Source organism: Kitasatospora sp. NPDC032121, from assembly GCF_055580145.1.
On the sequence record NZ_JBVILX010000003.1, the window covers coordinates 162,611 to 187,890 of the forward strand.

The window sequence follows — 25,280 nt, forward strand, 5'->3', positions numbered from 1 at the left end:
GCGGGGCATCCGAGAGGGCGGTCGTCCAACGGCGGTCGTCCGAGGGCGGTCGTCCGACGGTGGGTCAGCCGGGGGAAGCCGTCCGGAGGTCCTCCAGGAAGTCCGCGGCCGCACGGGCGTTGGGCACCGGGAAGGTGAGCGGCAGGCCGGCCGAGTGCGTCCGGATCTCCAACTCGCCGAGTCCGGACATCCGGGCCGAGCGCACCTCCGTCCACCGGTGGGCCTCCGTCGCGGCGAGCGGGTGCGGTGGCCGGTACACCAGCCCGTGGGCCGTCACCGTCAGCCGCCCCCGTCCGAAGCGGACGCTCCCCTCGGTGCGCAGCGTCTCGTGCAGCGCGGCCCGGAACCCGGGGGAGAGGCGCTCCTCCAGCTCCCGGAACAGCCCGCCCAGCCCGCGCAGGTGCGCCAGCACCAGCGGCTCGTCCGCGCCCGCCGGCCATATTCGCCCGTACTCGTGCACCCCGCGCGGCCCTCCGGGGGAGTACTCCGTGGCCTCCACCGCGGACCAGGGCAGCGACTCCTCGCCGCCACCGGCCGAGACCAGCACCAGCCCGCCTTCGTGGACCCGTACGGACCGCAGCCCGCACGACGGCCGCAGCCGTTCGTACCCCGTCACCGCCACCACCGCGACGGCGGCCAGCAGGGGCGCGGGCCACCAGTCGCCGAGTGTCAGGCAGATCGCCAGGGAGAGGGCCACCCCGCAGGAGTGCAACCACACCCGCGCCGACCGGGACAGCGGCCGGAAGCGCCGGTACACCCGCACCACCGGGCCGAGCCGACCGGCGGAACCGGCAGGCCCGGCCGAACCGGCCGAACCGGCCGAGCCGACCGTCTCGGCCGCGTCGGTGGCACCGGCCGACCACACCCGCGTCGGCGACCACGTCACCGCCATGTCGGCCCCCTTTCGCTCGGTGGATTCCCCTGTCGGAACCGCGGCTGACGGATCCCCAGCATCGACCGCCCGCCGCCCCTGGCGGCAGTGCCAATCAGCACCTTTTGGCCCGAATCGCCCCCGCCATCATCGCGCCCCGGCCGAGAGCTCCCGTCACTGGGGTGGTGACGAACGGGACCGGCGCCTCCCTGGCCGGGCGCCAACGCCTGCCAGGGCACCAACCCCCACCCGGGCCGCAGCACAACCGTCGACAGCACAACCGCCGGCAGTACAACCGTCACACCGAGCTCCTTCCGCTCCACGGGCCCCTCGGGGGAGCCGCAACCATCGGATGCTCAGGATCGACTCCTCGCCGGGCCCGCCGACAGTGCCGATCGGCACATCCGACGGAAGGGCGGACCCCCGCGCCCTCACCCCGCCGGCGCGAACCCGTTCTGCAGCCTGCGCAGCAGCGCCGTGCCCACCGGATCGGCCGACCGGCGGGTGTTGACCAGCACCACCACGCCCACCTGCTTCTCCGGGTCGAAGGCCACGAACGAACGGAACCCGCCCGTGCCCCCGTTGTGCCAGACCTGGAGGTGCCCGCCCTGCTGGGTGTGCAGCCGGTGCCCGAGCCACCCCAGGTGCGTCCAGGCGAACGGGTTGACCCGGTGGCGGGTCTCCCGGGTGAGCGCGATCGCCGGCGACAACGGCGCGTCCGGCGAGCGTTCGGCGGCCAGTTGGGCGCGCAGGAACACCACCAGGTCGGCGGCGGTCGACCGGAGCCCGCCCATGCCGGGCAGGGCTGCGAAGCTCCAGTGCGGCACCGGCCGGCCGCCCGGGGTGTGCCCGTGCGCCAGCCGCGCGGACCGCTCCCCGTCCGGCCGCACACAGGTGTCCACCAAGCCCAGCGGTGCGCAGACCTCGCGCGTCACCAATTCCTCGTACCCGAGGCCGGAGCGCTGCGCGAGGGCCAGGCCGAGCAGGCCCGCGCCGAGGTTGGAGTAGCGGAAGCTCCGCCCGGGTGCTGCCCGCAGCCGTGTCCGGGCGAGCCCGTCGAGCACCCGCTCGACGGTGCAGTCGGCGTACGGATCCGCCTTGTTGGGGGACAGCAGCGACTGCCTCACCATGCCCCGGGGCAGCCGGGGGAGCCCCGAGGTGTGGGTGGCGAGGTGCCGCAGGGTGATCGGCTGCGGGCCCTTGGCCGGGACGACGGCCCGCCCGTCCGAGGCCCCGGTGAGCACCTCGGCGAGCGGCTCGTCCAGCCGGACCGCACCGTCGAGGGCCAGCCGCGCGAGCACCAGAGAGGTGAACACCTTGGTGACGGAGCCTGTGTCGAACAGCGTGTGCGGCCCGGGCACCCCGCCGCCCGGCCCCGTCCGCCCGGCGCCACGGATCTCCACCTCGCCGCCGGCCAGCCCGGCTACCACCGCCCCGACGTGTCGGTTCGCGAGCCGGTCGGCCGTCTGCTGCACGAGGCAGGCGAGTTCGTTCATGGTCGCGAGCCTAGGCGCCCCGACCGGCCGGATCGTCCGCCCGGAAAACGATATCCACCCCCGCCGATGCTCCCGCGGACGTACGCCCCGCCGGGGCCCGTACACCCTCGGCGCCTCGCCCGTCCCCCTCCGGTCCCCCTGTCGGTCCTCCTCCGGTACCCCCTCCCGCACCCCCTCGGTCCTCGCTCAGTCCTCCAGCGCCGCCCGCAGCCGGGCCGCGACCTCCGCCGCCCCCGCCTCGTCCGGGTACCGCCGCCGCGGCCAGAAGAACCCGCGCAGTCCGTCCTTCGGATTGCGCGGCACCACGTGGACGTGCAGGTGCGGCACGGACTGGCTGATCCGGTTGTTCGCCGCCACGAAGGTGCCCGCGGCCCCCAGGCCGCGCTCGACGGCCGCCGCCACCCGCTGCACCCGCAGGAAGAACGGCCCGACCTCGGCGGTCGGCAGGTCGGCCAGCGTCGGGTGGTGGGTGCGCGGGACGACCAGGACGTGCCCGGGGAAGAGCGGCCGACGGTCCAGGAAGGCCACCGCCGCCTCGTCGTCCAGCACCCGGTGCGCCGGCTCCTCGCCCGCCACGACCGCACAGAAGACGCAGTCCATCCGTCCATTCAAACCACTGGCGGCAGCCCCGGCACCCCCGCAAACCCCCGTGGAGCCCGCTTCACCTGTCCGGCTGTCGCCCGGGTGCGGCCGCCGCGGTGCCGGGCACACGGTGGCGCCGGGGCCGACGGCGGCCGCATCGAGCGTCCGCGAGGAGGCCCCGCGAGGAGGTGGCCCGGATGTCGGGCGAGTTCGGGATCCACCCACCCCGGCCACCCCCGCGGCCGCCCGCTGCCTCACTCGTACCGGTACAGCAGAGCTTCCCGCTCGTACCGCTCGATGATCTCCAGCGTCAGCGACTCGTCCCGCAGGTGCGAGAGCGTGACCTCCGCCGAACTCGGCTGCGCGTCCGCGGCGAGCCAGTTCTCCGGTTTCCACGCCGAGGACCGCAGGAAGGCCTTCGGGCAGTGCCCGTACACCTCCTCGACGGCGACCACGATCGCGCTGCGCGGCGGCTTGCCGACGGCCGTCAGCTGCCGCAGCAGCTCCGGGTCGGTCGAGACGCAGGCCCGCCCGTTGACCCGCAGCGTGGCGTCCCGGCCGGGGACGGCGAAGAGCAGCCCGACCCGGCCGGTCTCAAGGATGTTGTGCAGGGTGTCCAACCGCTTGTTGCCGGTGGCGTCCGGAATGGCCAGGGTGTACTCGTCGAGCACCGAGACCAGCCCGGCCGGCCCGCCGCGCGGGGAGACGTCGCAGCGCCCGGCGGCGTCCGAGCTGGCCACGAACACCAGCGGGGAGCAGGCGATCAGGCGCCGGGCGACGTCGTGCAGGTGGTCGACCTGCTTGCGGCGTGCCTGGTCGCTCGGCTGCTCGTAGACCTCGCGCAGCTGGGCGGGGTCGCTGAGCGCGCCCGCGTGGAGGGCGTCGAACAGGCTGCCCGGCAGGTTCGGCACGGTGGTTGACGAAACGGCAGATTCCGGTGTGGTCGTCATACCGGGAATGTAGTCGAGGCCGCCCGGTGGCCCCCGTCCCGCCGGTGCCCCGTCACCCTCCTGCGCCCGCCGCCGCCCTTCGCGAAATCCTCTCCCCACCCCTCCCCACCAGCGGTTTTCCGCTCATAATGGGGGCCAGGGACCACTGGGTCGGAGCCCACCACGTCAGCGACCAGCAGATCAGGGACCAGCAGGTCGGCGACCAACAGATCAGCGACCAACAGGTCGGTGACCAGCCGGTCAGGGGGGCCACCGGGCCAAGGGCCAGCGGGACCGGGCGAGGGACGCCAGCCGCAGCCGGAGGTGGTGGTCGTGATCGTCAGAATCTGGACCGGGCAGGTCCTGGCCGGGCGCATCGAGGAGTTCTGCGCGCACCTGGCCGCCCAGGTGATCCCGCAGCTCGGGCGGACCGACGGCTGCTTCGGCGGCGAGCTGCTGCGCTCGCTGTCCGAGGACGGGCACAGGGTGCTGGTGCTGAGCCGCTGGCGCGACGAGGAGGCCCTGCGCGGGTACGCGGGGCCGATGTGGCGGATCCGGCCGGTCTGGTCGGAGGGCGAGTTGAGCTACCTCGCCCACCCGCCGGAGGTCACCCACTTCACCTCGATCACCGACCCCGCCTCCCCATGAGCACCCGCCCACCCCGGGGCGCCGGCCGCACCTCGCTGCTTGCCGCGCATTCCCCGCGGGTCCGTGAAACAGGCCACAGCACGAGGGTCTCCCTGCCGTTGCGCCGTCCGTGGCACAATGACGGCATCAAGCAGTGACGTTCAGCGCACTCCGGGGTCGGTGAAAATCCGAACCGGCGGTTACAGTCCGCGACCCGTCCGCAGCCAGCGGCCGGTTGACCAGGTGAAATTCCTGGACCGACGGTTAAAGTCCGGATGGGAGGCGTGCGCGGGCGGACGAAGAGCAGTACCCGTGGGTCCAGCGGCAGGAGACTGCCTCCCGGGCCCCGGTCAGGTGAACGACGGGAGCGGTGTCTCCCGTGCCGGGTGAGCGATCTCCCGGCGGCCTCGGCATCCCCGGTGACGGGTCGTGCCCCGGGCCCGCGCACCGGTGCCCGTCCGTGTCATCTCCCATGCCGCCCCGGAGTCCGCGCCCCAAGCGCGAGGAGAACCCGGGTGTTCACCGGCATCATCGAAGAGCTCGGCGAGGTCGTGTCGATCCAGGAGATCGGCGACTCTTCCCGGATCCGTCTGCGCGGCCCGGTGGTCTGTACGGGTGCCAGGCACGGCGACTCCATCGCGGTCAACGGCGTGTGCCTGACCGTCGTCGACAGCCCGGACGAACTGGCCGCCGGCACCGGCGAGTTCAGCGCCGACGTGATGGCCGAGACGCTGCACCGCTCCAGCCTCGGCGAGTTGGCGCCCGGCTCCCGGGTCAACCTGGAGCGCGCCATGGCGCTCGGCGCCCGGCTGGGCGGCCACCTCGTCCAGGGCCATGTCGACGCCACCGGGCGGCTGTTGAGCCGCGAGCCCGGCGAGCGCGACGCGGCGGGCAACCTGCGCTGGGAGGTGCTGCGGTTCTCGCTGCCCGAGACCATCTCCCGCTACCTGGTGGAGAAGGGCTCGATCACCGTCGACGGCGTCAGCCTCACCGTGGTGGAGGCCGAGAAGGACAGCTTCACCGTCAGCCTCATCCCGACCACCCTCGCGCTGACCACGCTCGGCGCCAAGGGCGTCGGGGAGAGCGTGAACCTGGAGGTGGACGTGCTCGCGAAGTACGTCGAGCGCCTCCTGGAGTCCCGCACCCTGCCCGGTCTGCCCGGCGCGTCCGACCAGTCCGACCAGTCCAACCCGTCCGACCTCCTGGTCGGCGGAACCCCGGGGGAGTCCCAGTGAGCTGGCTCAGCGGCGAGGCGTTCACCGTCCTCGGCGAACACGTCAAGTGGGCCGACATGATCGGCAACATCCTCGGCCTCGGCGGGCTCGCGCTCGGCTGGCGCCGCTCGGTCTGGAGCTGGCCGGTCCAGCTGCTGTCCGGCGCGGTGCTGATCGCCGCGTACCTCGGCGGCCACGTCCCCGGCCTGATCGGCAAGCAGCTGATCGTGATCGCCACCGCCTCCTGGGGCTGGGCGCAGTGGCAGCGGGGCCGCCGCGAGGGCGGCACGATCGCCGTACGGTTCGCGCGCTGGCCCGAGCGGCTCGTGCTGGTGGCGGGCACGGCGGTCGGCACGGTCGCGCTCGCCCTGCTCTTCACGTCCTTCCCCAGCTTGTCCTGGAGCCCCTGGTCGGACGCCTACATCTTCGTCGGCACGCTGGCCGCGATGGTCGCCCAGGCCCGCGGCTGGGTGGAGTTCTGGTTCGCCTGGATCGCGGTCGACGCGGTCGGCGTCCCGTTCGCCTTCAACAGCGGTTACACCTTCTCCGGCCTCACCTACTCCGTCTACTTCGTCCTGGTGCTGTTCGGCCTGCGCTCCTGGTGGCTGAACACCCGTGAGTCGCGCGCCAAGTCCGCCTCCGTCCCCCAGGGAGCCACGGCATGACCGAGATGACCGAGAACCCGTCCAGCAGCAGCGGCGCCACCCGGCCCGAAGCCCGGCCCGAACCCCAGTCCGAGCCCGAGCTCGTCCTCGACCCGGTCGAGCGCGCGATCGCCGACATCGCCCTCGGCCGCGCCGTGGTCGTGGTCGACGACGAGGACCGGGAGAACGAGGGCGACCTCGTCTTCGCCGCCTCCGCCGCGACCGCCGAGCTGATGGCCTTCACCATCCGCTACAGCTCCGGCGTGATCTGCGCCCCGATGACCGGCGAGGAGCTGGACCGCCTCAGGCTCCCGCCGATGACCCAGGTCAACGAGGACCGCAAGGGCACCGCGTACACCGTCTCGGTGGACGCCCGGGAGGGGGTCGACACCGGCATCTCCGCCGCCGACCGCGCCCGCACCGTACGGCTGCTCTCCTCGCCCGGCACCGAGCCCGGCGACCTCACCCGCCCCGGGCACGTCTTCCCGCTGCGCGCCGTCGAGGGCGGCGTGCTGGTCCGCCCCGGCCACACCGAGGCCGCCGTCGACCTGGCCCGGCTCGCCGGGCTGCCGCCGGCCGGCGCGATCGCCGAGGTGGTCAACGACGACGGCACCATGGCCCGGCTGCCCGAGCTGGTCGCCTTCGCCCGCGAGCACGGCCTCGCGATCATCTCCATCGAGGACCTGATCGCCTACCGCCGCCGCACCGAGCTGCACGTCGACCGGGCCGCCGTCACCGCCCTGCCCACCGCGCACGGGGAGTTCACCGCCGTCGGCTACAAGGGCACCATCGACGGCGTCGAGCACATCGCGCTGGTGGCCGGCGGCCTGGACGCGGAGGGGCGGCTGCCGCAGGACGAGGACGTCCTGGTGCGGGTCCACTCCGAGTGCCTGACCGGTGACGTCTTCGGCTCGCTGCGCTGCGACTGCGGCCCGCAGCTGGAGGCCTCGCTGCGGCGGGTCGCCGAGGCCGGGCGCGGCGTGGTGCTGTACCTGCGCGGCCACGAGGGCCGGGGGATCGGCCTGGCGCACAAGCTGCGCGCGTACGAACTCCAGGAGCAGGGCCGGGACACCGTCGACGCCAACCTGGACCTCGGCCTGCCCGCCGACGCCCGGGACTACAGCATCGCGGCCCAGATGCTGGTGGACCTCGGCGTCCGCTCGCTCACCCTGCTCACCAACAACCCGCGGAAGCTGACCGCGCTCACCGACCACGGGCTCAAGGTCAAGGGGCGCGAAGCCGTCGAGATCGCGCCCGGCGAGCACAACGTGCGCTACCTGCGGACCAAACGCGACCGGATGGGCCACGACCTGCCCGGCCTCGGTTCCTGAACCGACCCCGACCGCGCCTGAACCGACCCCGACCGGGTCTGAACCGACCCCGACCGCGCCTGAACCGACCCCGACCGGGTCCGAATCAATCCCGACCGAAGACAGCCAGCGACAGACCGCACAGACAGGAAGTACGAGACATGAGCGGCCACGGAGCCCCCCAGCTGACCATCGACGGCGCCGCCGACCTCAAGGTCGCCGTCGTCGCCGCCCAGTGGCACGACACCGTGATGAACGGCCTGCTGGACGGCGCCCACCGCGCGCTCAAGGAGCTGGGGGTCGCCGAGCCGACCGTGCTGCGGGTGCCCGGCACCTTCGAGCTGCCGGTCGCCGCCAAGCGCCTCGCCGAGCGCGGCTACGACGCCGTGGTGGCCCTCGGCGTGGTGATCCGCGGTGGCACCCCGCACTTCGACTACGTCTGCCAGGCCGCCACCTCGGGCCTCACCCAGGTCAGCGTGGACACCGGCGTCCCGGTCGGCTTCGGCGTGCTGACCTGCGACAACGAGGAGCAGGCGATCGACCGCGCGGGCCTGCCGGGCTCCGCCGAGGACAAGGGCCACGAGGCCGTCACCGCCGCCGTCGCCACCGCCGTGGTGCTGCGCGCCGCGCCCTGACCCCGGCCGCCCCGGTCCCGGAGGGTGAAACGTCCACTGGACTGTCCACGCTCCGGGACCGTTTACCGTCTGTCCGCCCGCACGCCGTAAGGTGGCCCCATCATGGCTTCGAAGACATTCGAGGAGCTCTTCGCCGAGCTCCAGCAGAAGGCCGCCACCGGCGACCCCTCGTCCTCCCGTACCGCGCAGCTCGTCCAGCAGGGCGTCCATGCGATCGGCAAGAAGGTCGTCGAGGAGGCCGCCGAGGTATGGATGGCCGCCGAGTTCCAGTCGGACGAGCAGACGGCGGAGGAGATCTCGCAGCTCCTCTACCACCTGCAGGTGATGATGATCGCCCGCGGCCTGACGCTCGACGACGTCTACAAGTACCTCTAGACACCCCCGCTCGCCCGAGCTCACCCATCCTCCCAACAGGTAAGGAAGCAACCTCCCATGCTGCGCATCGCCGTCCCCAACAAGGGTTCTCTCTCGGGTCCCGCGGCGGAGATGCTCCATGAGGCCGGCTACCGCCAGCGGAAGGATCCCAAGGAGCTCGTCCTCGTCGACCCGAACAACGAGGTGGAGTTCTTCTTCCTGCGTCCGCGTGACATCGCCGTCTACGTCGGCTCCGGCCGCCTCGACGTCGGCATCACCGGCCGCGACCTGCTGCTGGACTCGCACTCCAACGCCGAGGAGGTGCTCGCCCTCGGCTTCGCCGGGTCGACCTTCCGCTTCGCCCGCCCCGAGGGCGTGGCCGTCGAGGACGTCAAGGGCCTGGAGGGCCTGCGGATCGCCACCTCGTACACCGGCCTGGTCGAGCAGCACCTGGCCGACCACGGCGTGAAGGCGACGGTCACCAAGCTGGACGGCGCGGTCGAGACCGCGGTGCAGCTGGGCGTCGCCGACGTGATCGCCGACGTGGTGGAGACCGGCACCAGCCTGCGCAACGCCGGCCTGGAGGTGTTCGGCGACCCGATCCTGGTCTCCGACGCGGTGGTGATCCGGCCCAAGGGCGCGGGCGAGGACGCCCGGGTGGAGCAGTTCCTGCGCCGCCTCCAGGGCGTGCTGGTGGCCCGCCGCTACGTGCTGATGGACTACGACATCCGCGCCGAGAAGGTGGGCGCCGCCGTCGCGCTGACCCCGGGCCTGGAGTCGCCGACCGTCTCGCCGCTGCACACCGAGGGCTGGGTCGCGGTGCGCTCGATGGTGCTCCGCAAGGAGGCCCAGCAGATCATGGACGACCTGTGGGGCATCGGCGCCCGGGCCATCCTGGTCACCAACATCCACGCCTGCCGCCTCTGACCTGCCCGCGCGCCGGGCGCCCCGCGCCCGGTGACCGGCGCGCCCGGGTGACCTGCCCGCCGGTCCGCGGGTAAAGAACGGTTCAATGGGCGGGGACGCCGACCGCGTCCCCGCCCCTCGTGCTGCCGCAACCAGATCCACCCCCGGAGACCCCACGTGTCCACGCCGCCCGTCCAGTTCCCCGTCACCTGGGCCCCGCGCCGCACCCGCGCCGTGCTGCTCCCGGTCTGCGTGCTGCTGGTGGTGCTGTTCTCCGCGATGGCCGTGCTGCTCCCGGAGAACTGGCAGCTGAACGACCGGATCATGATGACGGCCAGCGGGGTCCTGTTCGCCGCCGTCGGCCTGATGCTGGCCCGCCCGCGGGTGAGCGCCGACGCGGACGGCGTGACCGTGGTCAACTTCGTTCGCCGCCGCCGGCTCGCCTGGGCCGAGATCGTCCGGGTCAACCTCCGCCAGGGCGACCCGTGGGCCACCCTCGACCTCTCCGACGGCACCTCGCTCGCCGCGGTGGGCATCCAGCCCGGCGTCGGCAAGGCCCAGGCGATCGCGGACGCCCGCGCGCTGCGCGACCTGGTCGAACAGCACGCCCAGGCCTGAGCCCGCACCCGGCTCCGAGCCCGTGAACGAGCCCGGAAGCGAGCCGGGCCTGAACCCTGAACCCGGGCCTGAACCCGGCTCCGAGCCCGTGAACGAGCCCGGAAGCGAGCCCTGATCCGGGCCCGGAGCTCTGGTCCGGGCCCGGATCCGCCTCCCACCTGCGGTTCCGTGGCCCCGGCGGGCCGCACGGCCTTCTTTCGCCATCCGGGTATGGTCTACGCTGGTAAAAACGGGGCAAAGTCCGCCTTGCCCCGAATCGAGTGCCCGAACCCGACCTGAGGAGTGACACTCCCCCTCGATGGACGATCCGTCCGGTAGTACCTGCGCCGCCTCGCTTCCGACCTCCGGAAGGCAGGCGGCACTGTGATCACCGCCTGGCTGCTGTTGCTCGCAGCCGTTCTCCTGATCCTCGCCAACGGCCTGTTCGTGGCCGCCGAGTTCGCCTTCGTGACCGTCGAGCGCGGCGCGGTGGAGCGCTCCGCCGAGGCGGGCGACGCCAAGTCCCGCCGCGTCGGCAGGGCCCTGCGGCACCTCTCCTTCGAACTCTCCGGCGCCCAGCTCGGCATCACCGTCACCTCGCTGGTGGTCGGCATGCTCGCCGAGCCGGCCCTGTCCACCCTGCTCGCACCCGTCATGTCCGCCATCGGCGTGCCCGACTCGGCCGCCCGCGGGGTCTCCGTGGTCGTCGGCATGGTGCTGGCCACCGTCGTCCAGATGGTGATCGGCGAGCTGGTGCCGAAGAACTGGGCGATCTCCCGCCCGCTCCAGGTGGCCCGCGCGGTCGCCGCCCCGCACATGGCGTTCTCCTTCGCGTGCCGCCCGCTGATCAGCTTCCTGAACGGCGCCGCCGACCGGACCGTCCGGGCCTTCGGCATCGAGCCGCAGGAGGAGCTGGGCCACGCCCGCACCCCGGACGAGCTGGTTTCGCTGGCCCGCCACTCGGCCAAGGCCGGCGCGATAGACGAGGAGTCGGCGACCCTGTTCGTCCGCACCCTGGCCCTGAGCGAGCTGACCGCCGAGTCCGTGATGACCCCGCGCGTGGACGTGGCCGCGCTCCAGCGCAACGCCACCGCCTCCGACGTCATCAACCTGACCCGGGCCACCGGCCTGTCCCGCTTCCCGGTCTACACCGGCAGCCTGGACGAGGTCACCGGCATCGTCACGCTCAAGGACGCCCTGTCCGTCCCGGCCGACCGGCGCGGCCTGGTCCCGGTCGGCGAGCTGGCCTCGCCGCCGCTGCTGGTGCCCGAGACGCTGCCCGCCGAGCGGCTGCTCGACCGGCTGCGCCGGCTCCAGCCGATGGCCATCGTGGTCGACGAGTACGGCGGCACCGCCGGCGTCGTCACCGTCGAGGACATCGTGGAGGAGATCGTCGGCGAGGTGCAGGACGAGCACGACCCCGAGGACCACCCCGAGCTGCTGCCGCTGCCGCCCGTCGACGGCCTGCCGGTCTGGGAGGCCGACGGCCGCGCCCGGATCGACCAGCTGGAGCGGATCGGCCTGAACGCCCCGGACGGGCCGTACGAGACCCTGGCCGGCCTGGTCTCCGACCTGCTCGGCAAGCTCCCCGAGGTGGGCGAGCGGGCCGAGCTGCCCGGCTGGCGCTTCACCGTGACCGGTGTCGACCGCCACCGCACCACCGCGGTCCGGGTGGAGCGCACCACCGCGCCCGGGCTGTTCGACGAGGACCGGGAGGAGAGCCGGTGACCGCCCTGCAACTGGCCGTCGCGCTGCTGCTCCTGCTCGGCAACGCCTTCTTCGTCGGCGCCGAGTTCGCCGTGGTGTCGGTGCGCCGCAGCCAGATCGAGCCGCTCGCCGAGGCCGGGCACAAGCGCGCCCGCACCGTGCTGCACGCGCTGTCCAACGTCTCCGCGATGCTGGCCGCCGCCCAGCTCGGCATCACCGTCTGCTCGCTGGGCCTCGGTGCCCTCGCCGAGCCGACCATCGCCTCCCTGCTGGAGGGCCCGTTCCACGCGATCGGTGTCCCGTCCGGCCTGATGCACCCGCTCTCGTACGGGATCTCGCTCGCCGTCGTGGTCTTCCTGCACATGGTGATGGGCGAGATGGTGCCGAAGAACATGGCCATGGCCGGCCCCGAGCGGGCCGCGCTCTGGCTCGGCCCGCCGCTGGACCGGCTGGCCCGCTGGCTCACCCCGGTGATCCGGGCGCTGAACGCCTTCGCCAACGGCGTCCTGAAGCTCTTCCGGGTGGACGCCAAGGACGAGGTCGAGTCGGTCTTCACCACCGAGCAGCTGATGTACCTGCTGGCGGACTCCCGGGACGCCGGCCTGCTCGACGAGAGCCGCCAGGAGCGCCTGGAGGACGCCCTGGAGCTGGGCCGCCGCCCGGTCACCGAGGTGCTGCTCAAGCCCGAGCAGCTGGTCACCGTGGACACCAAGGCGACCGCCGCCGAGGTCGAGGAGCTGGCGCTGCGCACCGGCTTCTCGCGCTTCCCGGTCACCGACGGGGACCCGGCCGGCCACGGCTACCTCGGCTACGTCCACCTCAAGGACATCCTCGACGTGGACGACCCGTCGGCGCCCGTCCCGGCCCGCCTGTGGCGGCCGATCACGGTGCTGCGCGGCAGCCTCCCGCTGGACGACGCCCTCGGGGCGATGCGCCGGGCCGCCTGCCACCAGGCCGCCGTGCTGGACCAGGACGGGCGCACGCTCGGCGTGGTCATGCTGGAGGACGTGCTGGAGGAGCTGGTCGGCGAGATGCACGACCCGGACCACCGCGCCACGGCCTGACGGCCGCCCTCGCGCGGGCCCTCACCGACGAGCGTTCGCTCCCGGCGATTCTGCTGACAGCAGGCAGCCGTTCCATGCCCACCACCCTGGCACCAGGGTGGTGGGCATGAGACTTCTCCTGCTGGGTGGAACCAAGTTCGTCGGACGGGCCGTCGCCGAGGAGGCGCTGGCCAGGGGCTGGGAGGTGACGGCCCTCAACCGCGGCACGCGGCCCGCGCCCGAGGGCGTCCGGCAGCTGACGGGCGACCGCACCGCCGAGGACGGCCTCGCGGCGCTCGGCACGGGGGAGTGGGACGCGGTGGTGGACACCTGGTCCTGGGCGCCCGCGGCGGTGCGCGACAGCGCCCGCCTCCTCAACGGCAGGGTCGGCCACTACGCGTACGTCTCCAGCCGGTCGGTGTACGACTACCCGCTGGTGCCAGGAGCCGGCGAGGCGGCGCCGGTGGTCGACTCCTCCCCGGACCTCACCGGTGAGGTGCCCTACGCCGAGACCAAGCGCGGCGCGGAACTGGCGTTGGAGGCGGAGTTCGGCGGGCGGGCGCTGCTGGCCCGCGCCGGGCTGATCATCGGCCCGTACGAGGACATCGGTCGGCTGCCCTGGTGGCTCAACCGGATCGCCGAGGGCGGCCCGGTGCTCGCCCCGGGCCCGCGCGAGCTCCCCCTCCAGTACATCGACGTGCGCGACCTCGCGGCCTGGACCCTGGACGCCGTGGTCGCCCGGCTCGGCGGCCCGTACAACCTGGTCGGCCCGTCCGGCCACGCCACCATGGGCGAGCTGCTGGAGGCCTGCGTACGGGCCACCGGCTCGGACGCCGAACTGCGCTGGACGGACCCGGAGCGGATCCTCGCGGCGGGCATCGAGCCGTGGACCGAGCTGCCGATCTGGCTGGCGCCCGGCGAGCTGTACGACTTCCTGCACACCGGCTCGGTCGAGCGCGCGCTGGGTGCCGGGCTGCGCTGCCGCCCGGTCGCCGAGACCGTCGAGGACACCTGGGCCTGGCTGAGGTCGATCGGCGGCAGCGCGCCGCAGCGGGCCGACCGGGCCACGGTCGGGCTGGACCGGGCGCGGGAGGCCGCGCTCCTCCAGAGCTGAACGGTTTGCCCGCCCGCCCGCCCGCCCGCTCGCCCGCCCGCTCGGCCGCGGACGCGGCCGCCGATCGGCCCCGGCCGCCGCTCAGCCCCGGCCGTCGATCAGCTCCCCGTACGCCTGGACCAGATCCGGTAGCCGCAGGGTGGCCAGGTCCTCCCGGCCCGGCGGCTCCCGCAGCAGCGACAGCCGCAGGTCCCGGTACGCGCAGGACTTCTCGTACAGGGTGCGGATGAAGCGGCCGTTGCCCAGCTCGTCGATCCAGCCCTCGCGCACGACGTGGGTGCAGATGCTGGCCAGCTCCTCGGCGGCGTCCTCGTCCCAGCCGTCGCCGTCCCGGCCGGCCAGCGCCGCGCCGATCGCGGTCAGCTCGCCGGGGCGGTAGCTGGGGAAGTCGACCCTGGTGGTGAAGCGGGAGTTGAGACCGGGGTTGGTGGCGAGCAGCCGGTTCATCCCCTCGGGGTAGCCGGCCAGGATCACCACCAGCCGGTCCCGGTTGTCCTCGGCGCGCTTGAGCAGTACCTGGAGCGCCTCGTCGCCGTACGCGTCGCCCTTGGTGTAGCCGGAGTTGGAGAGGCTGTACGCCTCGTCGATGAACAGCACGCCGTCCAGCGCGGAGTCGATCAGTTCGTTCGCCTTCACGGCGGTCTGGCCGAGGAACTCGCCCACCAGGTCGGCACGTTGGGCCTCCACCAGGTGGTCGCCGGAGAGCAGCCCGAGGGCGTGGAAGACCCGGCCGAGGATGCGGGCCACGGTCGTCTTCCCGGTGCCCGAGGGGCCGGAGAAGACGAAGTGGCGCTTCGGCGGCTGGACCGGCAGGCCCTGTTCGGCCCGCAGCCGGGACATTCTCAACTGGGCTGACAGTGCCCGTACTTGGCGCTTGACCGGCTCCATGCCGACCATCAGCGAGAGTTCCGTCAGGGCCGCGTCCAGCTCCCGCTCGTCGCCGCCGGCCCGGGGCTCGGGCACGGCGGCGGCGCGGGGCTGCACCCGGCCGGGGGCGGGCAGTGGCGGTGGTACGGCGGCGCCGCCGGGCGGGGCGCCCGAGCCGGAGCGCTCCCCGGCGGCCCGCGGCGCGCCGTCGGCCGGCGAGCCGTCCAGCAGGGCGCCGCCGGTCAGGCCGCCACCGTCCAGGGCGCTACCGGTCAGGCCGCCACCGTTCAGGGCCCCGTCCGCCGGGGGGCCGTCGACCGGTCCGGCGTCCACCAGCCCGGCGTCGACCAGTCCGGCCTCCGACAGGGTGGTGTCCACCGAAGGCCCGCCGTCGGGGAACCCGCCGGTCGGCACGGTGCCGTTCGACACCCCGTCGCCGGAGACGGTCGCGCCGCTCGGCCCGCCCGTCGCCTCCCCGAACTCCCCGCCGTACCCGGGCAGTCCGGCGAACCCGGGCAGTCCGGCGAACCCGGTCTCCTCCGGAAATCCGGCCTCCTCCGGAAACCCGGCCTCCTCCGGAAACCCGGCGCCGACACCCGGCCCGCCCGGTCCCGCGGCGTCGCCCGCACCCGGGCGCCCGCCCGTCGGCAGCCCGTCCGCGAGCACGTCGGTCAGTCCGTCCGCCAGCCCGTCCTCGGCCGAGATGGCCGCCAGCCGGGCCGCGGCGTCCATGAACGCCGGATCCGCCCGGTGCACCGCCCGGTAGAGCGGCAGTGCCGCGGCGCTGCGCCCGGCCCCCTCGTACGCCCGGGCCAGCCAGTACCGCAGCTCCTTGCGCTGCGGCTGCTCGGAACGGCAGCGGGCCAGCGAGGCGGCCAGCGGGGCCTGCGCCTGGGCGCACATGTCGAGGCGCACCCGCGCCATGCCGGCGAACAGCCCGGCCTCGATGCCGAGCAGCGGGTCGTCCAGCAGCCGGTCGGTGTCCCGGATCAACTGCTCCCAGTCCTTGAGCAGGTAGGACCGGCAGGCGTACAGGAAGCGGGCGGACGGGTCCTCGCCGGGTGCCGGGCACTGCTCCAACGCCCCGTCCAGCTCGGCCAGGTGGCGGCCGTCCAGCCAGTGCGAGGCGTGTGCCAGCGCGAGGTCGCGGGCGTCCTCCAGCACCGGCTGGACCCACCAGCCCAGCCAGTACCAGGAGCTGAGCGGCCGTCGGTGCAGCCGCCGCTGCTCGCCGAACCGCTTCTGGTGGCGGTACATGGCCAGCAGGGCGGCCGAGGTGTCGCTGCGCAGCGCGTGCAGTCCGAGCCAGGCGTCGGCCATGCCCGGGTCCAGCCGGACGGCGGCCCGGAACTCCTCCTCGGCCCGGGTGTACGCACCGGCCGTGTACGCGTCCATGGCGCGCAGCCAGGCGCGGTCGGCGAGCCGGTCCGGCCCACCCGCCGTGCTGTCGGAACTGTCCACCGTCGTCACTCACGCCCCCCGCGGTGCGGCCGGGGCTCGGCCGGCGAGTCGCCTGCGCCCAGCCTGGCCGGTGGTCGTCGACCCCCTGTCGCGCATATGCGCCTGCCAGGAATCGTACCGGCGCGGGGCTGATCCGGAAGGGTGCCGTACAGGGTCAAATGTGAACGCGCGAGCGGCTCTTGAGCGCTCGGACGAGGAAACGGGCGGTGGGGGAGCGAGTTTCGGAAACGGACCGGACGGCGTCCCCGGCTCACGGGGGAACAAGCCGAGGACGCCGGGTCCGAGGCGGCCGGAAGCTGTGGTTCCGGCGGCTGGGGAGAACCTAGATCCTGGCGACGTCGCAGGTCAAGGCGATGGTTGAAGGTTCACCCACGGTGCCCGGGGCGATCCGGCCGGTCACCCCGTCGACCCGCGTCGCCGCGTACGGACGGCTCGGATCGGCGGCGAAATGCGCCGATTCGGCCCGGGCCCAGCCCGCCCAGAACTCGGCCAGATCCGGACCGTCCCGCTCCTCGCCGCGCCGCCGGGCCGAGGCCGCGTCCAACTCCATCCAGATCACCCGGGCCAGCCAGGGCCGCACCGCCCGCCGCCCGGCGCCGACCCCCTCCACCAGCACCACCGGGCCGGCCGGCACCCGCGCCGTGCCCGCGAAGCGGCGCAGCGTCCAGTCGTACACCCGGTACTCGGCGTCCCGCCCGGCCGTCAGCGGCTCCAGTACCTGCTCGCGCAGCCGTCCGGTCCAGCCGAAGAGCTCGCTGTGGGTGGCCAGGTCGTCGAGGTGGACCACCGGGGCCCCGCCGAGCGCCGCCGCGAGCCGTCCGGCGAAGGTGGTCTTGCCGGAGCCCGCGTGCCCGTCCACCGCGACCAGCCGCACCGGCCCGCAGGAGGGCGGCAGCGCGCGCAGCTCCGCCGCGAGCGCGGTCAGCCGGTCGTCCGGAGCGGGCCGGGGGCGGGGCGGGAAGGGTTCGGATGCAGCCACAACGTCAACCCTACGGTGCCGTAGCCCGCCACTGCGGACAGATCATCTGTGCAGGTCGTGACGCCGACGCGGGTTTCGGGCATACTCGCCTTCGCCACGACTGTGAACGGCCGTTCACCGCAACCCGGTGCCGGTCGGTCCGACCAGCCACACCCACGCCGGGTCAGCCGACACCTCGGTCCGGCGCCCGATCGAGGAGGCGACCACCGCCATGACCCCCTCCCCTGTGAAAGCCGTGGAGCGCCAGCTGCCCAGCGAGGAGGCCCGCGAGCTGCTGAGCCTCACCCGCGACCTGGTCCAGCGCGAGCTCCAGCCCCGTGCGGCGGAGGACGAGGCCGCGGGCCGCTTCCCGCGAGAGGTCTTCCGCACCCTCGGCGAGGCCGGCCTGCTCTCCCTCCCGTACGACGAGAAGCACGGCGGCGGCGAACAGCCCTACGAGGTGTACCTGCAGGTGCTGGAGGAGCTCGCGGCCGGCTGGCTGGCCGTCGGCCTCGGCGTCAGCGTGCACACCCTCTCCTGCCACGCGCTGGCCACCTTCGGCACCGACGAGCAGCGCGACACCTGGCTGCCCGCCATGCTCTCCGGCGAGCAGCTCGGCGCCTACTGCCTCTCCGAGCCGCAGTCCGGCTCCGACGCGGCCGCGCTGCGCACCCGCGCCGACCTCGACGGCGACGCGTACGTGGTGAACGGCACCAAGGCCTGGATCACCCACGGCGGCCGGGCCGACTTCTACAGCGCCCTGGTGCGCACCGGCGGCGACGGTCCCAAGGGCATCAGCTGCCTGCTGGTCCCCGGCGACCAGCAGGGCCTCTCGGCGGCCCCGCCGGAGCACAAGATGGGCATGCGCTCCTCGCCGACCGCGCAGCTGCACTTCGACGGCGCCCGGGTGCCCCGCGAGCGGCTGATAGGCGAGGAGGGGCAGGGCTTCCAGATCGCGCTCGCCGCGCTGGACTCCGGCCGCCTCGGCATCGCCGCCTGCGCGATAGGCGTCGCCCAGGCCGCGCTCGACCTCGCCGTCGACTACGCCCGCACCCGGCGCCAGTTCGGGCGCCCGATCGCCGAGTTCCAGGGCCTGTCCTTCATGCTCGCCGACATGGCCACCCAGATCGAGGCCGGCCGCTCGCTCTACCTGGCCGCGGCCCGGCTGAAGGACGCCGGTCGGCCGTTCTCCAAGGAAGCGGCGATGGCCAAGCTGTTCTGCACCGACGCGGCGATGCGGGTGACCACCGACGCCGTCCAGGTGCTCGGCGGCTACGGCTACACCCAGGACTTCCCGGCCGAGCGGTACATGCGCGAGGCCAAGGTGCTGCAGATCGTCGAGGGCACCAACCAGATCCAGCGGCTGGTGATCGGCCGTCACCTCACGAAGGCCTGAGGCCTTTCCTCCACACGGCCTCCGGCCGTCACTCCAGGGTGCGGAGTGACGGCCGGAGGCGTTCCCGGTGGCGTGTCAGCTCGCCTTGGCGGTGCGGCCGGCCAGCGCCGGGCGGCGGCGGCGCTGCTCCGGGATGGCGGCCCGCAGCGCGGCGACGGTCGGGACGGCGGGCGCCACCGGAGCGGGGGCGACCGCGGCGAGCCGCACCGGCCGGTGCGCGACCGCGTGCGAGAACGGCTGGGTCCGCCAGTCCAGCCCGCTCGGGAGCTTGAACAGCGCGTCGAACCGGGCCGGCTCGGCGTCCTCCGGGACCTCGACCTCGGCCAGGTCGTCCGTCGGCGTGCCGGAACCCGGGCAGATCGCGGGGGAGAAGGGGTTCCAGGCGGTCGGCAGCAGCGCGTGCTGCGGCAGCCGCTCCTCGTCCGCGACCAGGGCGATCGGGCGGCGGCACTCGGGGCAGTCGACCCGGGAGATGTCCCAGTTCTCCGCCTCGCCCGGGTCGGTGCCCGGCATGTGGTCGACCGCGAGGTCCTCGCGGTCGGTCATATCGTCGGTCTCGTCGGCGCCCAGCACGCGCTGGTCAGTAGCAGGCATGAGGATCCCCCTAGGATCGGGCCCGGCGTGGTCGTCCAGGGCCACAACCAGCAATTCCCTGTGATCCGGACTCATAACCCTGCGCTCCCGTGCACCGTGATGCACCGGGTGTGTCCTTGGCCACACCGGATGCCACATTCGCCCGGCATGTGCCCGCCCGGCACCTGCGGTCCTGTCCTGTGCCACCGCGTGCGCCCCCCGTGCTCCCGACCGGGTAGGTTTGCGCACTGTGGAGGATCTCGACCAACGCATCGTCCAGCTGCTCCTCGAGGACGGCCGGATGAGCTACACGGACCTGGGCAAGGCCACCGGCCTGTCCACCTCGGCGGTGCACCAGCGGGTGCGCCGCCTCGAACAGCGCGGGGTGATCCGCGGCTACACCGCGATCATCGATCCCGACGCCGTCGACCTGGCACTGACCGCGTTCATCTCGGTCAAGCCCTTCGACCCGAGCGCCCCGGACGACACCCCCGAGCGGCTGGCCGGCCTGCCCGAGATCGAGGCCTGCCACAGCGTCGCCGGCGACGAGAACTACATATTGAAGGTCCGCGTCGGCGCCCCCGGCGACCTCGAGGACCTCCTCGCCCGCATCCGCAGCGCCGCCGGCGTCTCCACCCGCACCACCGTCGTGTTGTCCACCCCGTACGAGGCGCGCCCCCCGAAGCTCTGAACCGCGGGCCGGTCTCCGCGGAGGAACCGGTGACGTGCAGACTTGGCCGCATGACCGAACGCAATCTCCGGACCGTCCTGCTGCGCGGCGGCGCCGTCTACAGCCCCGCCGACCCCTTCGCCACCGCGATGCTCGTGGAGGGCGAGCACGTCGCCTGGGTCGGCAGTGACGGCGCCGCCGAGGCGTACGCCGCGACCGCCGACGAGATCGTCGAGCTGGACGGCGCCCTGGTCACCCCCGCCTTCGTGGACGCCCACGTGCACGCCACCGCCACCGGTCTGGCACTCACCGGTCTGGACCTCACCGGCAGCCCCTCGCTGGCCGCCGCCCTGGAGGCCGTCACCGCTTTCGTGGACGCCCGGCCCGAGCCCGGCGGGGTGCTGATCGGCCACGGCTGGGACGAGACCGGCTGGCCCGAGGGCCGCCCGCCCACGCTGGCCGAACTCGACGCCGCCGCCCGCGGTGCCGCGCTCTACCTCTCCCGCACCGACGTGCACTCCGCGCTCGCCACCACCGCGCTGCGCACCCTCGCCGAGGGACTGGCGGAGGCGCCCGGCTTTGACCCCGAGGGCCCGCTCACCAAGGACGCCCACCACGCCGTCCGGCAGACCGCGCTGGCCCACCTCACCCCCGAGCAGCGCCGCCGCGCCCAGCGCGCCACCCTGGCCCGCGCCGCCGAACTCGGCATCGGCGCCCTGCACGAGTGCGCCGGCCCGGAGATCTCCTCGGAGACCGACCTGGCCGCCCTGCTGGCCCTGGCCGCCGAGCACGAGGGGCCCGAAGTCTTCGGGTACTGGGGCGAGTTGGGCGGCATCGAGACCGCCCGCAGGCTCGGCGCGGTGGGCGCCGGCGGAGACCTCTTCGTGGACGGCGCGCTCGGCTCGCACACCGCCTGCCTGCACCAGCCGTACTCCGACGCGGAGCACACCGGCACCGCCTACCTGACCGCCGAGCAGGTCGCCGACCACGTCGCCGCCTGCACCGAGGCCGGGCTCCAGGCCGGCTTCCACGCCATCGGCGACGCGGCCGTCGCCGCGGTGATCGAGGGCGTCCGGGCGGCCGGCGCCCGGGTCGGTGCCGACCGGGTCAAGGCCCTGCGCCACCGCGTCGAGCACGCCGAGGCCCTGGACGACGAGGCCGTCGCCGCCTTCGCCGAACTCGGCCTGACCGCCTCCGTCCAGCCCGCCTTCGACGCCGCCTGGGGCGGCCCCGAGGGCATGTACGTCCAGCGCCTGGGGGCCGAGCGGGCGGCCGCCCTCAACCCGTTCGCCGGGCTGCTGCGGGCCGGCGTCCCGCTGGCCTTCGGCTCGGACGCCCCGGTCACCCCGCTCGACCCCTGGGGCACCGTACGGGCCGCCGCCTTCCACCAGACCCTGGACCACCGGATCTCGGTGCGGGCCGCCTTCACCGCCCACACCCGGGGCGGCTGGCGCGCCATCGGCCGGGACCAGGACGGCGTCCTCGTCCCCGGCGCGGTCGCCAGCTTCGCGATCTGGGCGGCCGGCGAACTGGTCGTCCAGGCCCCGGACTCCCGGGTGGCCGGCTGGTCCACCGACCCGCGCTCCGGTACCCCCGGCCTGCCCGACCTGACCCCGGGCCACCCGCTGCCGACCTGCCTGCGCACCGTGGTCCGCGGTCGCACGGTGCACCAGCGGTAAACCCCGTGGAGCGGCGGGCCGCCGCGTCCTAGGTTGACCACCATGACCGAACTGGTGCCCGCCGACTTCACCGTCCCGCGCGAGCTGCTCGCCCCGGAGTTCCGCCTGGAGCCCCTGGGCGAGCGGCACAACGCCTCCGACCACGCCGCCTGGAGCGGCAGCATCGAGCACATCCGCGCCACCCCCGGCTGGGCCGGCCGCCACTGGCCGCCCCCCGCCGGGATGCCCCTGGAGCGGAACCTCGCCGACCTGCGCCGGCACGCCGCCGACTTCGAGGCCCGCACCGGCTTCACCTACACCGTCCTGGAACCCGACCGCGACGAGGTGATCGGCTGCGTCTACATCTACCCGGACCGCGAGGACCCGTCCGCGGTCTCCGTCAGCTCCTGGGTCCGGGCCGACCGCGCCCACCTGGACGCGCCGCTGTACCGCGCCGTCTCCGACTGGCTCACCGACCGGTGGCCCCCACGGGAGTTCCGCTACGCCCCGCGCTGACCCCGGACGCCGTACCACCGGTCACTCCCGGGTCCGAGCCGACCGGTGGGACGGCCCTACCACCCTCACCTGACGGGCCACCGACGTTCCGGGGTACCTTCTTCGCACAGCGTCCGAACAGCAAGCCCCAGGAAGATGGTGCGCCGGTGGCCACTCCCGTCACCCAGGAACGGTCCGAGGCCGTCCCCGAGCCGCAGGAGCCGGCGCCCCGACCGAGCCGCAGAGCCCGCGCGCTCGCCAAGGTCCGCGCCGGGCTGCCCCGCACCGGCCTCGCCGCGCTGGCCGGCCTGCTGCTGGCCCTCGCCTTCCCGCCGTACGACCTGTGGCCGCTGTCGCTGCTCGGCGTCGCCGCGCTCTCGCTGCTCACCCGGGGCCGCACCTTCCGCCAGGGACTGTGGAGCGGCTTCGTCTTCGGCCTGCCGTTCTTCCTGATGCTGCTCAGCTGGCTGCGGGTGGTCGGCTGGGACGCCACGATCGGCCTGTCCGTCGTGGAGGCGCTGTTCCTGGCCCTGCTCGGCGGCGCGCTGGCCGTCACCTCCCGGCTGCCCGGCTGGCCGCTCTGGGCGGCCTGCCTGTGGATCACCCAGGAGTGGGCCCGGGACCGGCTGCCGCTCGGCGGGTTCCCCTGGGGCCGGCTCGCCTTCGCCAACACCGCCACCCCGTACACCCCGCTGGCCGCGCTCGGCGGCGCCCCGCTGGTGACCTTCGCGGTCGCTCTGTCCGGCGCCCTGCTGGCCTGGGCCGCGCTGCGCCTGCGCGGACCGGCGAAGGCCCCGAAGGCCGCCGCGCTGGCGGCGCTCGGCGCGGTGGCCGCGCTGCTGGCCGGCTACCTCGTCCCGGTGCCCACGGCCGCCGCCGACACCGTCAAGGTCGCCATCGTCCAGGGCAACGTGCCCAACCCGGGCATGGACTTCCTGGGCCGCCCGATGATGGTCCTCAACAACCACGCCTCGGCCACCGAGCGGCTCGCCGCCGACATCAGGGCCGGCAAGGTCGAGCGCCCCGACATCGTGATCTGGCCGGAGAACTCCTCCGACCTCGACCCGTTCAGCGACCCGCTGGCCCGCCTGCGGATCGACGAGGCGGTCAAGGCGATCGGCGTGCCCACCCTGGTCGGCACCCTGGTGGACGGACCGGACGCGCAGCACGTCCAGAACGAGGGCATCGTCTGGGACCCGGTCACCGGCCCCGGCGCCTCCTACACCAAGCAGCACCCCGTCCCGTTCGGAGAGTACGTCCCCTTCCGCGCCCAGCTGATGACGGTGATCACCCGCCTCCAGCGGGTCGCCCGGGACTTCTACCCCGGCGACCACAACGGCGTGATGCAGCTCGGCCCGGCCCGGATCGGCGACGTGATCTGCTTCGAGGTCGCGTACGACGAGATCGTCCGCGACACCGTGGACAGCGGCGCCCGGGTGCTGGTCGTCCAGACCAACAACGCGACGTACGCCAAGACCGGCCAGCCCGAGCAGCAGCTGGCGATGAGCCGGCTGCGGGCCGTCGAGCACGGCCGGGCGGTGCTGATCGCCGCCACCAGCGGCATCAGCGCGGTGATCGCTCCGGACGGCAGCGTCCAGCAGCGCACCGAGGAGCTGACGGCGGCCGAGCTGTCCGCCACCGTCCCGCTGCGCGACGGCACCACGGTGGCCGACCGGGTCGGTGCCGCCCCGGAGTGGACGCTGGCCCTCGGAGGCCTGCTGGCCTGCGGCGCGGCCGTGCTCATCGGCCGCCGCAAGAAGGACGCTGCCGGAACACCGGCCGAGTAGGAATCGTTGGACCAGGTGGTGCCGTAGCCGGCCCGGACCTCCCGTGCGGCGCGCAGAGCACCGCCTGGAGTGGATTCGTACCGTGACCCAGCAAGCTACCCCCGCCCGTCCGGCCCCGCGTAGCAGGCTCCGCCGGGTGCTGCCGCTGCTGATCACCGCCTGGCTGGTGCTGGAGATCTGGCTGCTGGTCCAGGTCGGCTCGTGGCTGGGCGGCTTCACCGTCCTGCTGCTGCTCATCGGGGGCGCCCTGGTCGGCGGCTCGCTGATCAAGCGGGCCGGTCTGAAGGCGTTCTCGGCGGCGGTCGAGCAGAGCAAGAACCCGCAGTCCGAGCAGCCGCAGACCGGCACCAGCATGACGGTGCTGGCCGGCGTGCTGCTGATCGTCCCCGGCTTCCTGTCGGACCTGGTCGCCCTGACCCTGGTCTTCCCGCCCACCCGGGCGCTGTGGCGGGCGGTCGGGCGCCGGGTCGCGGACAAGGCGCTGCGCAGCGCCTCGCCGGCCGGCGCCGACCCGTTCGCGGACGCGATGCGGCTCCAGGAGCAGCTGCGCATCCACCGCCCGGACGGGAAGGTGATCCAGGGCGAGGTCGTGGACCAGGACTCCGGCCCGCGAGGCCCGCAGGGCCCGGACACCACCTACCGCCCGCCGATCTCGGGCTGATCAGACCGTTCCCACCGGGCCGCCCGGGGCGCACGCCGCCCCGGGCGGCCCGTCCTTCGCCCGGCGACGGCTCCCGGCCCGTGCCGGACAGCCGACCGGGACCGGGACCGGACAGCCGACCGGGACCGGACAGCGGACCGGCCGGACAACGCGAAAGGGACCCTGGTCACCAGGGTCCCTTTTCGCGTCCTCCCGCTCGGGGCGGGAGCGAGGTGTCAGGCGCTCTTACGGGTGTCCCGCGGGTGCACCGCGAGGTTCATCCCACCGGAGCGGAGCACGGCCAGCCGTTCGGCCAGCACCTCCTCCAGCTCCTCGCGCGTCCGGCGCTCCATCAGCATGTCCCAATGGGTGCGCGTCGGCTTGATCTTCTTCTCCTCCGGCTCGTCGCCGTCGAGAAGTGCCGCCTCCTGGCCACAGAAGCGACATTCCCAGGTCGCGGGGATCTCCGCCTCGACCGAGAAAGGAACCTCGAAACGGTGTCCGTTCTGACATGCGTACTCGACGGTCTGGCGGGGAGCCAGATCGATACCACGGTCGGTCTCGTAGCTAGTGGCCCCGAGTCGCGTGCCGCGGAGAGCTCGCTCGCTCATGAATCGTGCCTCCCGGGCTTATGGCCCACAGGACTAGTGGTCGCTGTTCTTCGTCGTTCGGTCAACGCTCGGCTTCCGACGAAGATTCCCGTCCCGGGACATGCGTCGTCTGTAGTGCCGCCCCTGTTTGTACCC

At 73.9% G+C, this 25,280-nt stretch carries 25 protein-coding genes and 1 riboswitch; of the genes, 17 read left to right on the forward strand and 8 right to left on the reverse strand.

What is annotated here, in order from left to right; genetic code table 11:
• Positions 1 to 64 precede the first annotated feature (64 nt).
• From ACZ5OX_RS11760 to ACZ5OX_RS11775, 4 genes are all read right to left on the reverse strand, one after another.
• Entirely contained in the window at positions 65 to 892 is an 828-nt protein-coding gene (locus ACZ5OX_RS11760) for a hypothetical protein (protein ID WP_465629748.1), read from the reverse strand.
• Between the two features lie 410 nt (positions 893 to 1,302).
• Positions 1,303 to 2,367 (reverse strand): serine hydrolase domain-containing protein, encoded by a 1,065-nt coding sequence (locus ACZ5OX_RS11765; protein ID WP_465629749.1) that lies wholly within the window; start codon positions 2,365 to 2,367, stop codon positions 1,303 to 1,305.
• A 186-nt stretch (positions 2,368 to 2,553) separates the two neighbouring features.
• A complete protein-coding gene (locus ACZ5OX_RS11770) occupies positions 2,554 to 2,967 on the reverse strand; it encodes an HIT family protein (protein ID WP_392918971.1) in 414 nt (137 codons plus the stop codon).
• A 236-nt stretch (positions 2,968 to 3,203) separates the two neighbouring features.
• The gene (locus ACZ5OX_RS11775) at positions 3,204 to 3,899 is read right to left on the reverse strand and encodes an MSMEG_1061 family FMN-dependent PPOX-type flavoprotein (RefSeq protein WP_465629750.1); all 696 of its coding nucleotides are present in this window, start codon (positions 3,897 to 3,899) and stop codon (positions 3,204 to 3,206) included.
• Between the two features lie 312 nt (positions 3,900 to 4,211).
• On the opposite strand from ACZ5OX_RS11775, the gene ACZ5OX_RS11780 reads away from it, so the two are divergent.
• From ACZ5OX_RS11780 to ACZ5OX_RS11830, 11 genes are all read left to right on the forward strand, one after another.
• Positions 4,212 to 4,526: an antibiotic biosynthesis monooxygenase family protein gene (locus ACZ5OX_RS11780; protein WP_465629751.1), complete on the forward strand. Its 315-nt coding sequence runs from the start codon at positions 4,212 to 4,214 to the stop codon at positions 4,524 to 4,526.
• A gap of 142 nt (positions 4,527 to 4,668) precedes the next feature.
• A riboswitch (FMN riboswitch) is annotated at positions 4,669 to 4,796 on the forward strand.
• 224 nt (positions 4,797 to 5,020) lie between these two features.
• Positions 5,021 to 5,740, forward strand: coding sequence for a riboflavin synthase (locus ACZ5OX_RS11785; RefSeq protein WP_465629752.1), 720 nt, complete (start codon positions 5,021 to 5,023; stop codon positions 5,738 to 5,740).
• Positions 5,737 to 6,384, forward strand: a complete 648-nt coding sequence (locus ACZ5OX_RS11790; RefSeq protein ID WP_465629753.1) for a nicotinamide mononucleotide transporter family protein — start codon at positions 5,737 to 5,739, stop codon at positions 6,382 to 6,384. Before ACZ5OX_RS11785 ends, ACZ5OX_RS11790 begins: the two co-directional genes overlap by 4 nt.
• A 5-nt stretch (positions 6,385 to 6,389) precedes the next feature.
• The gene (locus tag ACZ5OX_RS11795; protein ID WP_465630127.1) at positions 6,390 to 7,694 is read left to right on the forward strand and encodes a bifunctional 3,4-dihydroxy-2-butanone-4-phosphate synthase/GTP cyclohydrolase II; all 1,305 of its coding nucleotides are present in this window, start codon (positions 6,390 to 6,392) and stop codon (positions 7,692 to 7,694) included.
• A gap of 140 nt (positions 7,695 to 7,834) precedes the next feature.
• Positions 7,835 to 8,308 (forward strand): 6,7-dimethyl-8-ribityllumazine synthase, encoded by a 474-nt coding sequence (gene ribH, locus ACZ5OX_RS11800; protein WP_465629754.1) that lies wholly within the window; start codon positions 7,835 to 7,837, stop codon positions 8,306 to 8,308.
• Positions 8,309 to 8,410: 102 nt separating this feature from the next.
• The gene (locus tag ACZ5OX_RS11805) at positions 8,411 to 8,683 is read left to right on the forward strand and encodes a phosphoribosyl-ATP diphosphatase (RefSeq protein WP_097238956.1); all 273 of its coding nucleotides are present in this window, start codon (positions 8,411 to 8,413) and stop codon (positions 8,681 to 8,683) included.
• Positions 8,684 to 8,740: 57 nt separating this feature from the next.
• Positions 8,741 to 9,589 carry an ATP phosphoribosyltransferase gene (hisG, locus tag ACZ5OX_RS11810; protein WP_449792909.1) on the forward strand — a complete coding sequence of 283 codons (849 nt, stop codon included), beginning with the start codon at positions 8,741 to 8,743 and terminating at the stop codon, positions 9,587 to 9,589.
• A 156-nt stretch (positions 9,590 to 9,745) separates the two neighbouring features.
• Positions 9,746 to 10,186 (forward strand): PH domain-containing protein, encoded by a 441-nt coding sequence (locus tag ACZ5OX_RS11815; protein WP_392918960.1) that lies wholly within the window; start codon positions 9,746 to 9,748, stop codon positions 10,184 to 10,186.
• Between the two features lie 363 nt (positions 10,187 to 10,549).
• Positions 10,550 to 11,893, forward strand: a complete 1,344-nt coding sequence (locus ACZ5OX_RS11820) for a hemolysin family protein (RefSeq protein WP_465629755.1) — start codon at positions 10,550 to 10,552, stop codon at positions 11,891 to 11,893.
• Positions 11,890 to 12,936: a hemolysin family protein gene (locus ACZ5OX_RS11825; RefSeq protein ID WP_449792906.1), complete on the forward strand. Its 1,047-nt coding sequence runs from the start codon at positions 11,890 to 11,892 to the stop codon at positions 12,934 to 12,936. The genes ACZ5OX_RS11820 and ACZ5OX_RS11825 overlap by 4 nt, the downstream gene beginning before the upstream one ends.
• Before the next feature lie 106 nt (positions 12,937 to 13,042).
• Positions 13,043 to 14,029: an NAD-dependent epimerase/dehydratase family protein gene (locus ACZ5OX_RS11830; RefSeq protein ID WP_465629756.1), complete on the forward strand. Its 987-nt coding sequence runs from the start codon at positions 13,043 to 13,045 to the stop codon at positions 14,027 to 14,029.
• An 81-nt stretch (positions 14,030 to 14,110) separates the two neighbouring features.
• On the opposite strand, the gene ACZ5OX_RS11835 is transcribed toward ACZ5OX_RS11830, so the two are convergent.
• Together ACZ5OX_RS11835 and ACZ5OX_RS11840 are read right to left on the reverse strand one after the other, a co-directional pair.
• On the reverse strand, positions 14,111 to 16,291 hold the full coding sequence (locus tag ACZ5OX_RS11835; RefSeq protein ID WP_465630128.1) for an AAA family ATPase: 2,181 nt from the start codon (positions 16,289 to 16,291) through the stop codon (positions 14,111 to 14,113).
• A gap of 388 nt (positions 16,292 to 16,679) precedes the next feature.
• Positions 16,680 to 17,336, reverse strand: a complete 657-nt coding sequence (locus ACZ5OX_RS11840) for a uridine kinase family protein (protein ID WP_465629757.1) — start codon at positions 17,334 to 17,336, stop codon at positions 16,680 to 16,682.
• A gap of 211 nt (positions 17,337 to 17,547) precedes the next feature.
• Here ACZ5OX_RS11840 and ACZ5OX_RS11845 point away from each other — a divergent pair, with 211 nt between their 5' ends.
• Entirely contained in the window at positions 17,548 to 18,711 is a 1,164-nt protein-coding gene (locus ACZ5OX_RS11845) for an acyl-CoA dehydrogenase family protein (protein ID WP_465629758.1), read from the forward strand.
• A gap of 75 nt (positions 18,712 to 18,786) precedes the next feature.
• Here the strand turns inward: ACZ5OX_RS11845 and ACZ5OX_RS11850 are convergent, their stop codons facing one another.
• A complete protein-coding gene (locus ACZ5OX_RS11850) occupies positions 18,787 to 19,305 on the reverse strand; it encodes a hypothetical protein (protein ID WP_465629759.1) in 519 nt (172 codons plus the stop codon).
• Between the two features lie 229 nt (positions 19,306 to 19,534).
• Between ACZ5OX_RS11850 and ACZ5OX_RS11855 the strand changes: the two genes are divergently transcribed.
• From ACZ5OX_RS11855 to fxsA, 5 genes are all read left to right on the forward strand, one after another.
• A complete protein-coding gene (locus tag ACZ5OX_RS11855) occupies positions 19,535 to 19,975 on the forward strand; it encodes an Lrp/AsnC family transcriptional regulator (RefSeq protein WP_045694655.1) in 441 nt (146 codons plus the stop codon).
• Positions 19,976 to 20,025: 50 nt separating this feature from the next.
• Positions 20,026 to 21,633 (forward strand): amidohydrolase, encoded by a 1,608-nt coding sequence (locus ACZ5OX_RS11860; protein ID WP_465629760.1) that lies wholly within the window; start codon positions 20,026 to 20,028, stop codon positions 21,631 to 21,633.
• Between the two features lie 42 nt (positions 21,634 to 21,675).
• The gene (locus ACZ5OX_RS11865) at positions 21,676 to 22,128 is read left to right on the forward strand and encodes a GNAT family N-acetyltransferase (RefSeq protein WP_465629761.1); all 453 of its coding nucleotides are present in this window, start codon (positions 21,676 to 21,678) and stop codon (positions 22,126 to 22,128) included.
• Between the two features lie 146 nt (positions 22,129 to 22,274).
• Complete coding sequence (gene lnt, locus ACZ5OX_RS11870; RefSeq protein WP_465629762.1) at positions 22,275 to 23,894, forward strand: apolipoprotein N-acyltransferase; 1,620 nt, start codon at positions 22,275 to 22,277, stop codon at positions 23,892 to 23,894.
• Between the two features lie 82 nt (positions 23,895 to 23,976).
• On the forward strand, positions 23,977 to 24,555 hold the full coding sequence (fxsA, locus tag ACZ5OX_RS11875) for an FxsA family membrane protein (protein WP_465629763.1): 579 nt from the start codon (positions 23,977 to 23,979) through the stop codon (positions 24,553 to 24,555).
• A gap of 215 nt (positions 24,556 to 24,770) precedes the next feature.
• On the opposite strand, the gene ACZ5OX_RS11880 is transcribed toward fxsA, so the two are convergent.
• Entirely contained in the window at positions 24,771 to 25,145 is a 375-nt protein-coding gene (locus ACZ5OX_RS11880) for an RNA polymerase-binding protein RbpA (protein ID WP_049655293.1), read from the reverse strand.
• Positions 25,146 to 25,280 lie beyond the last annotated feature (135 nt).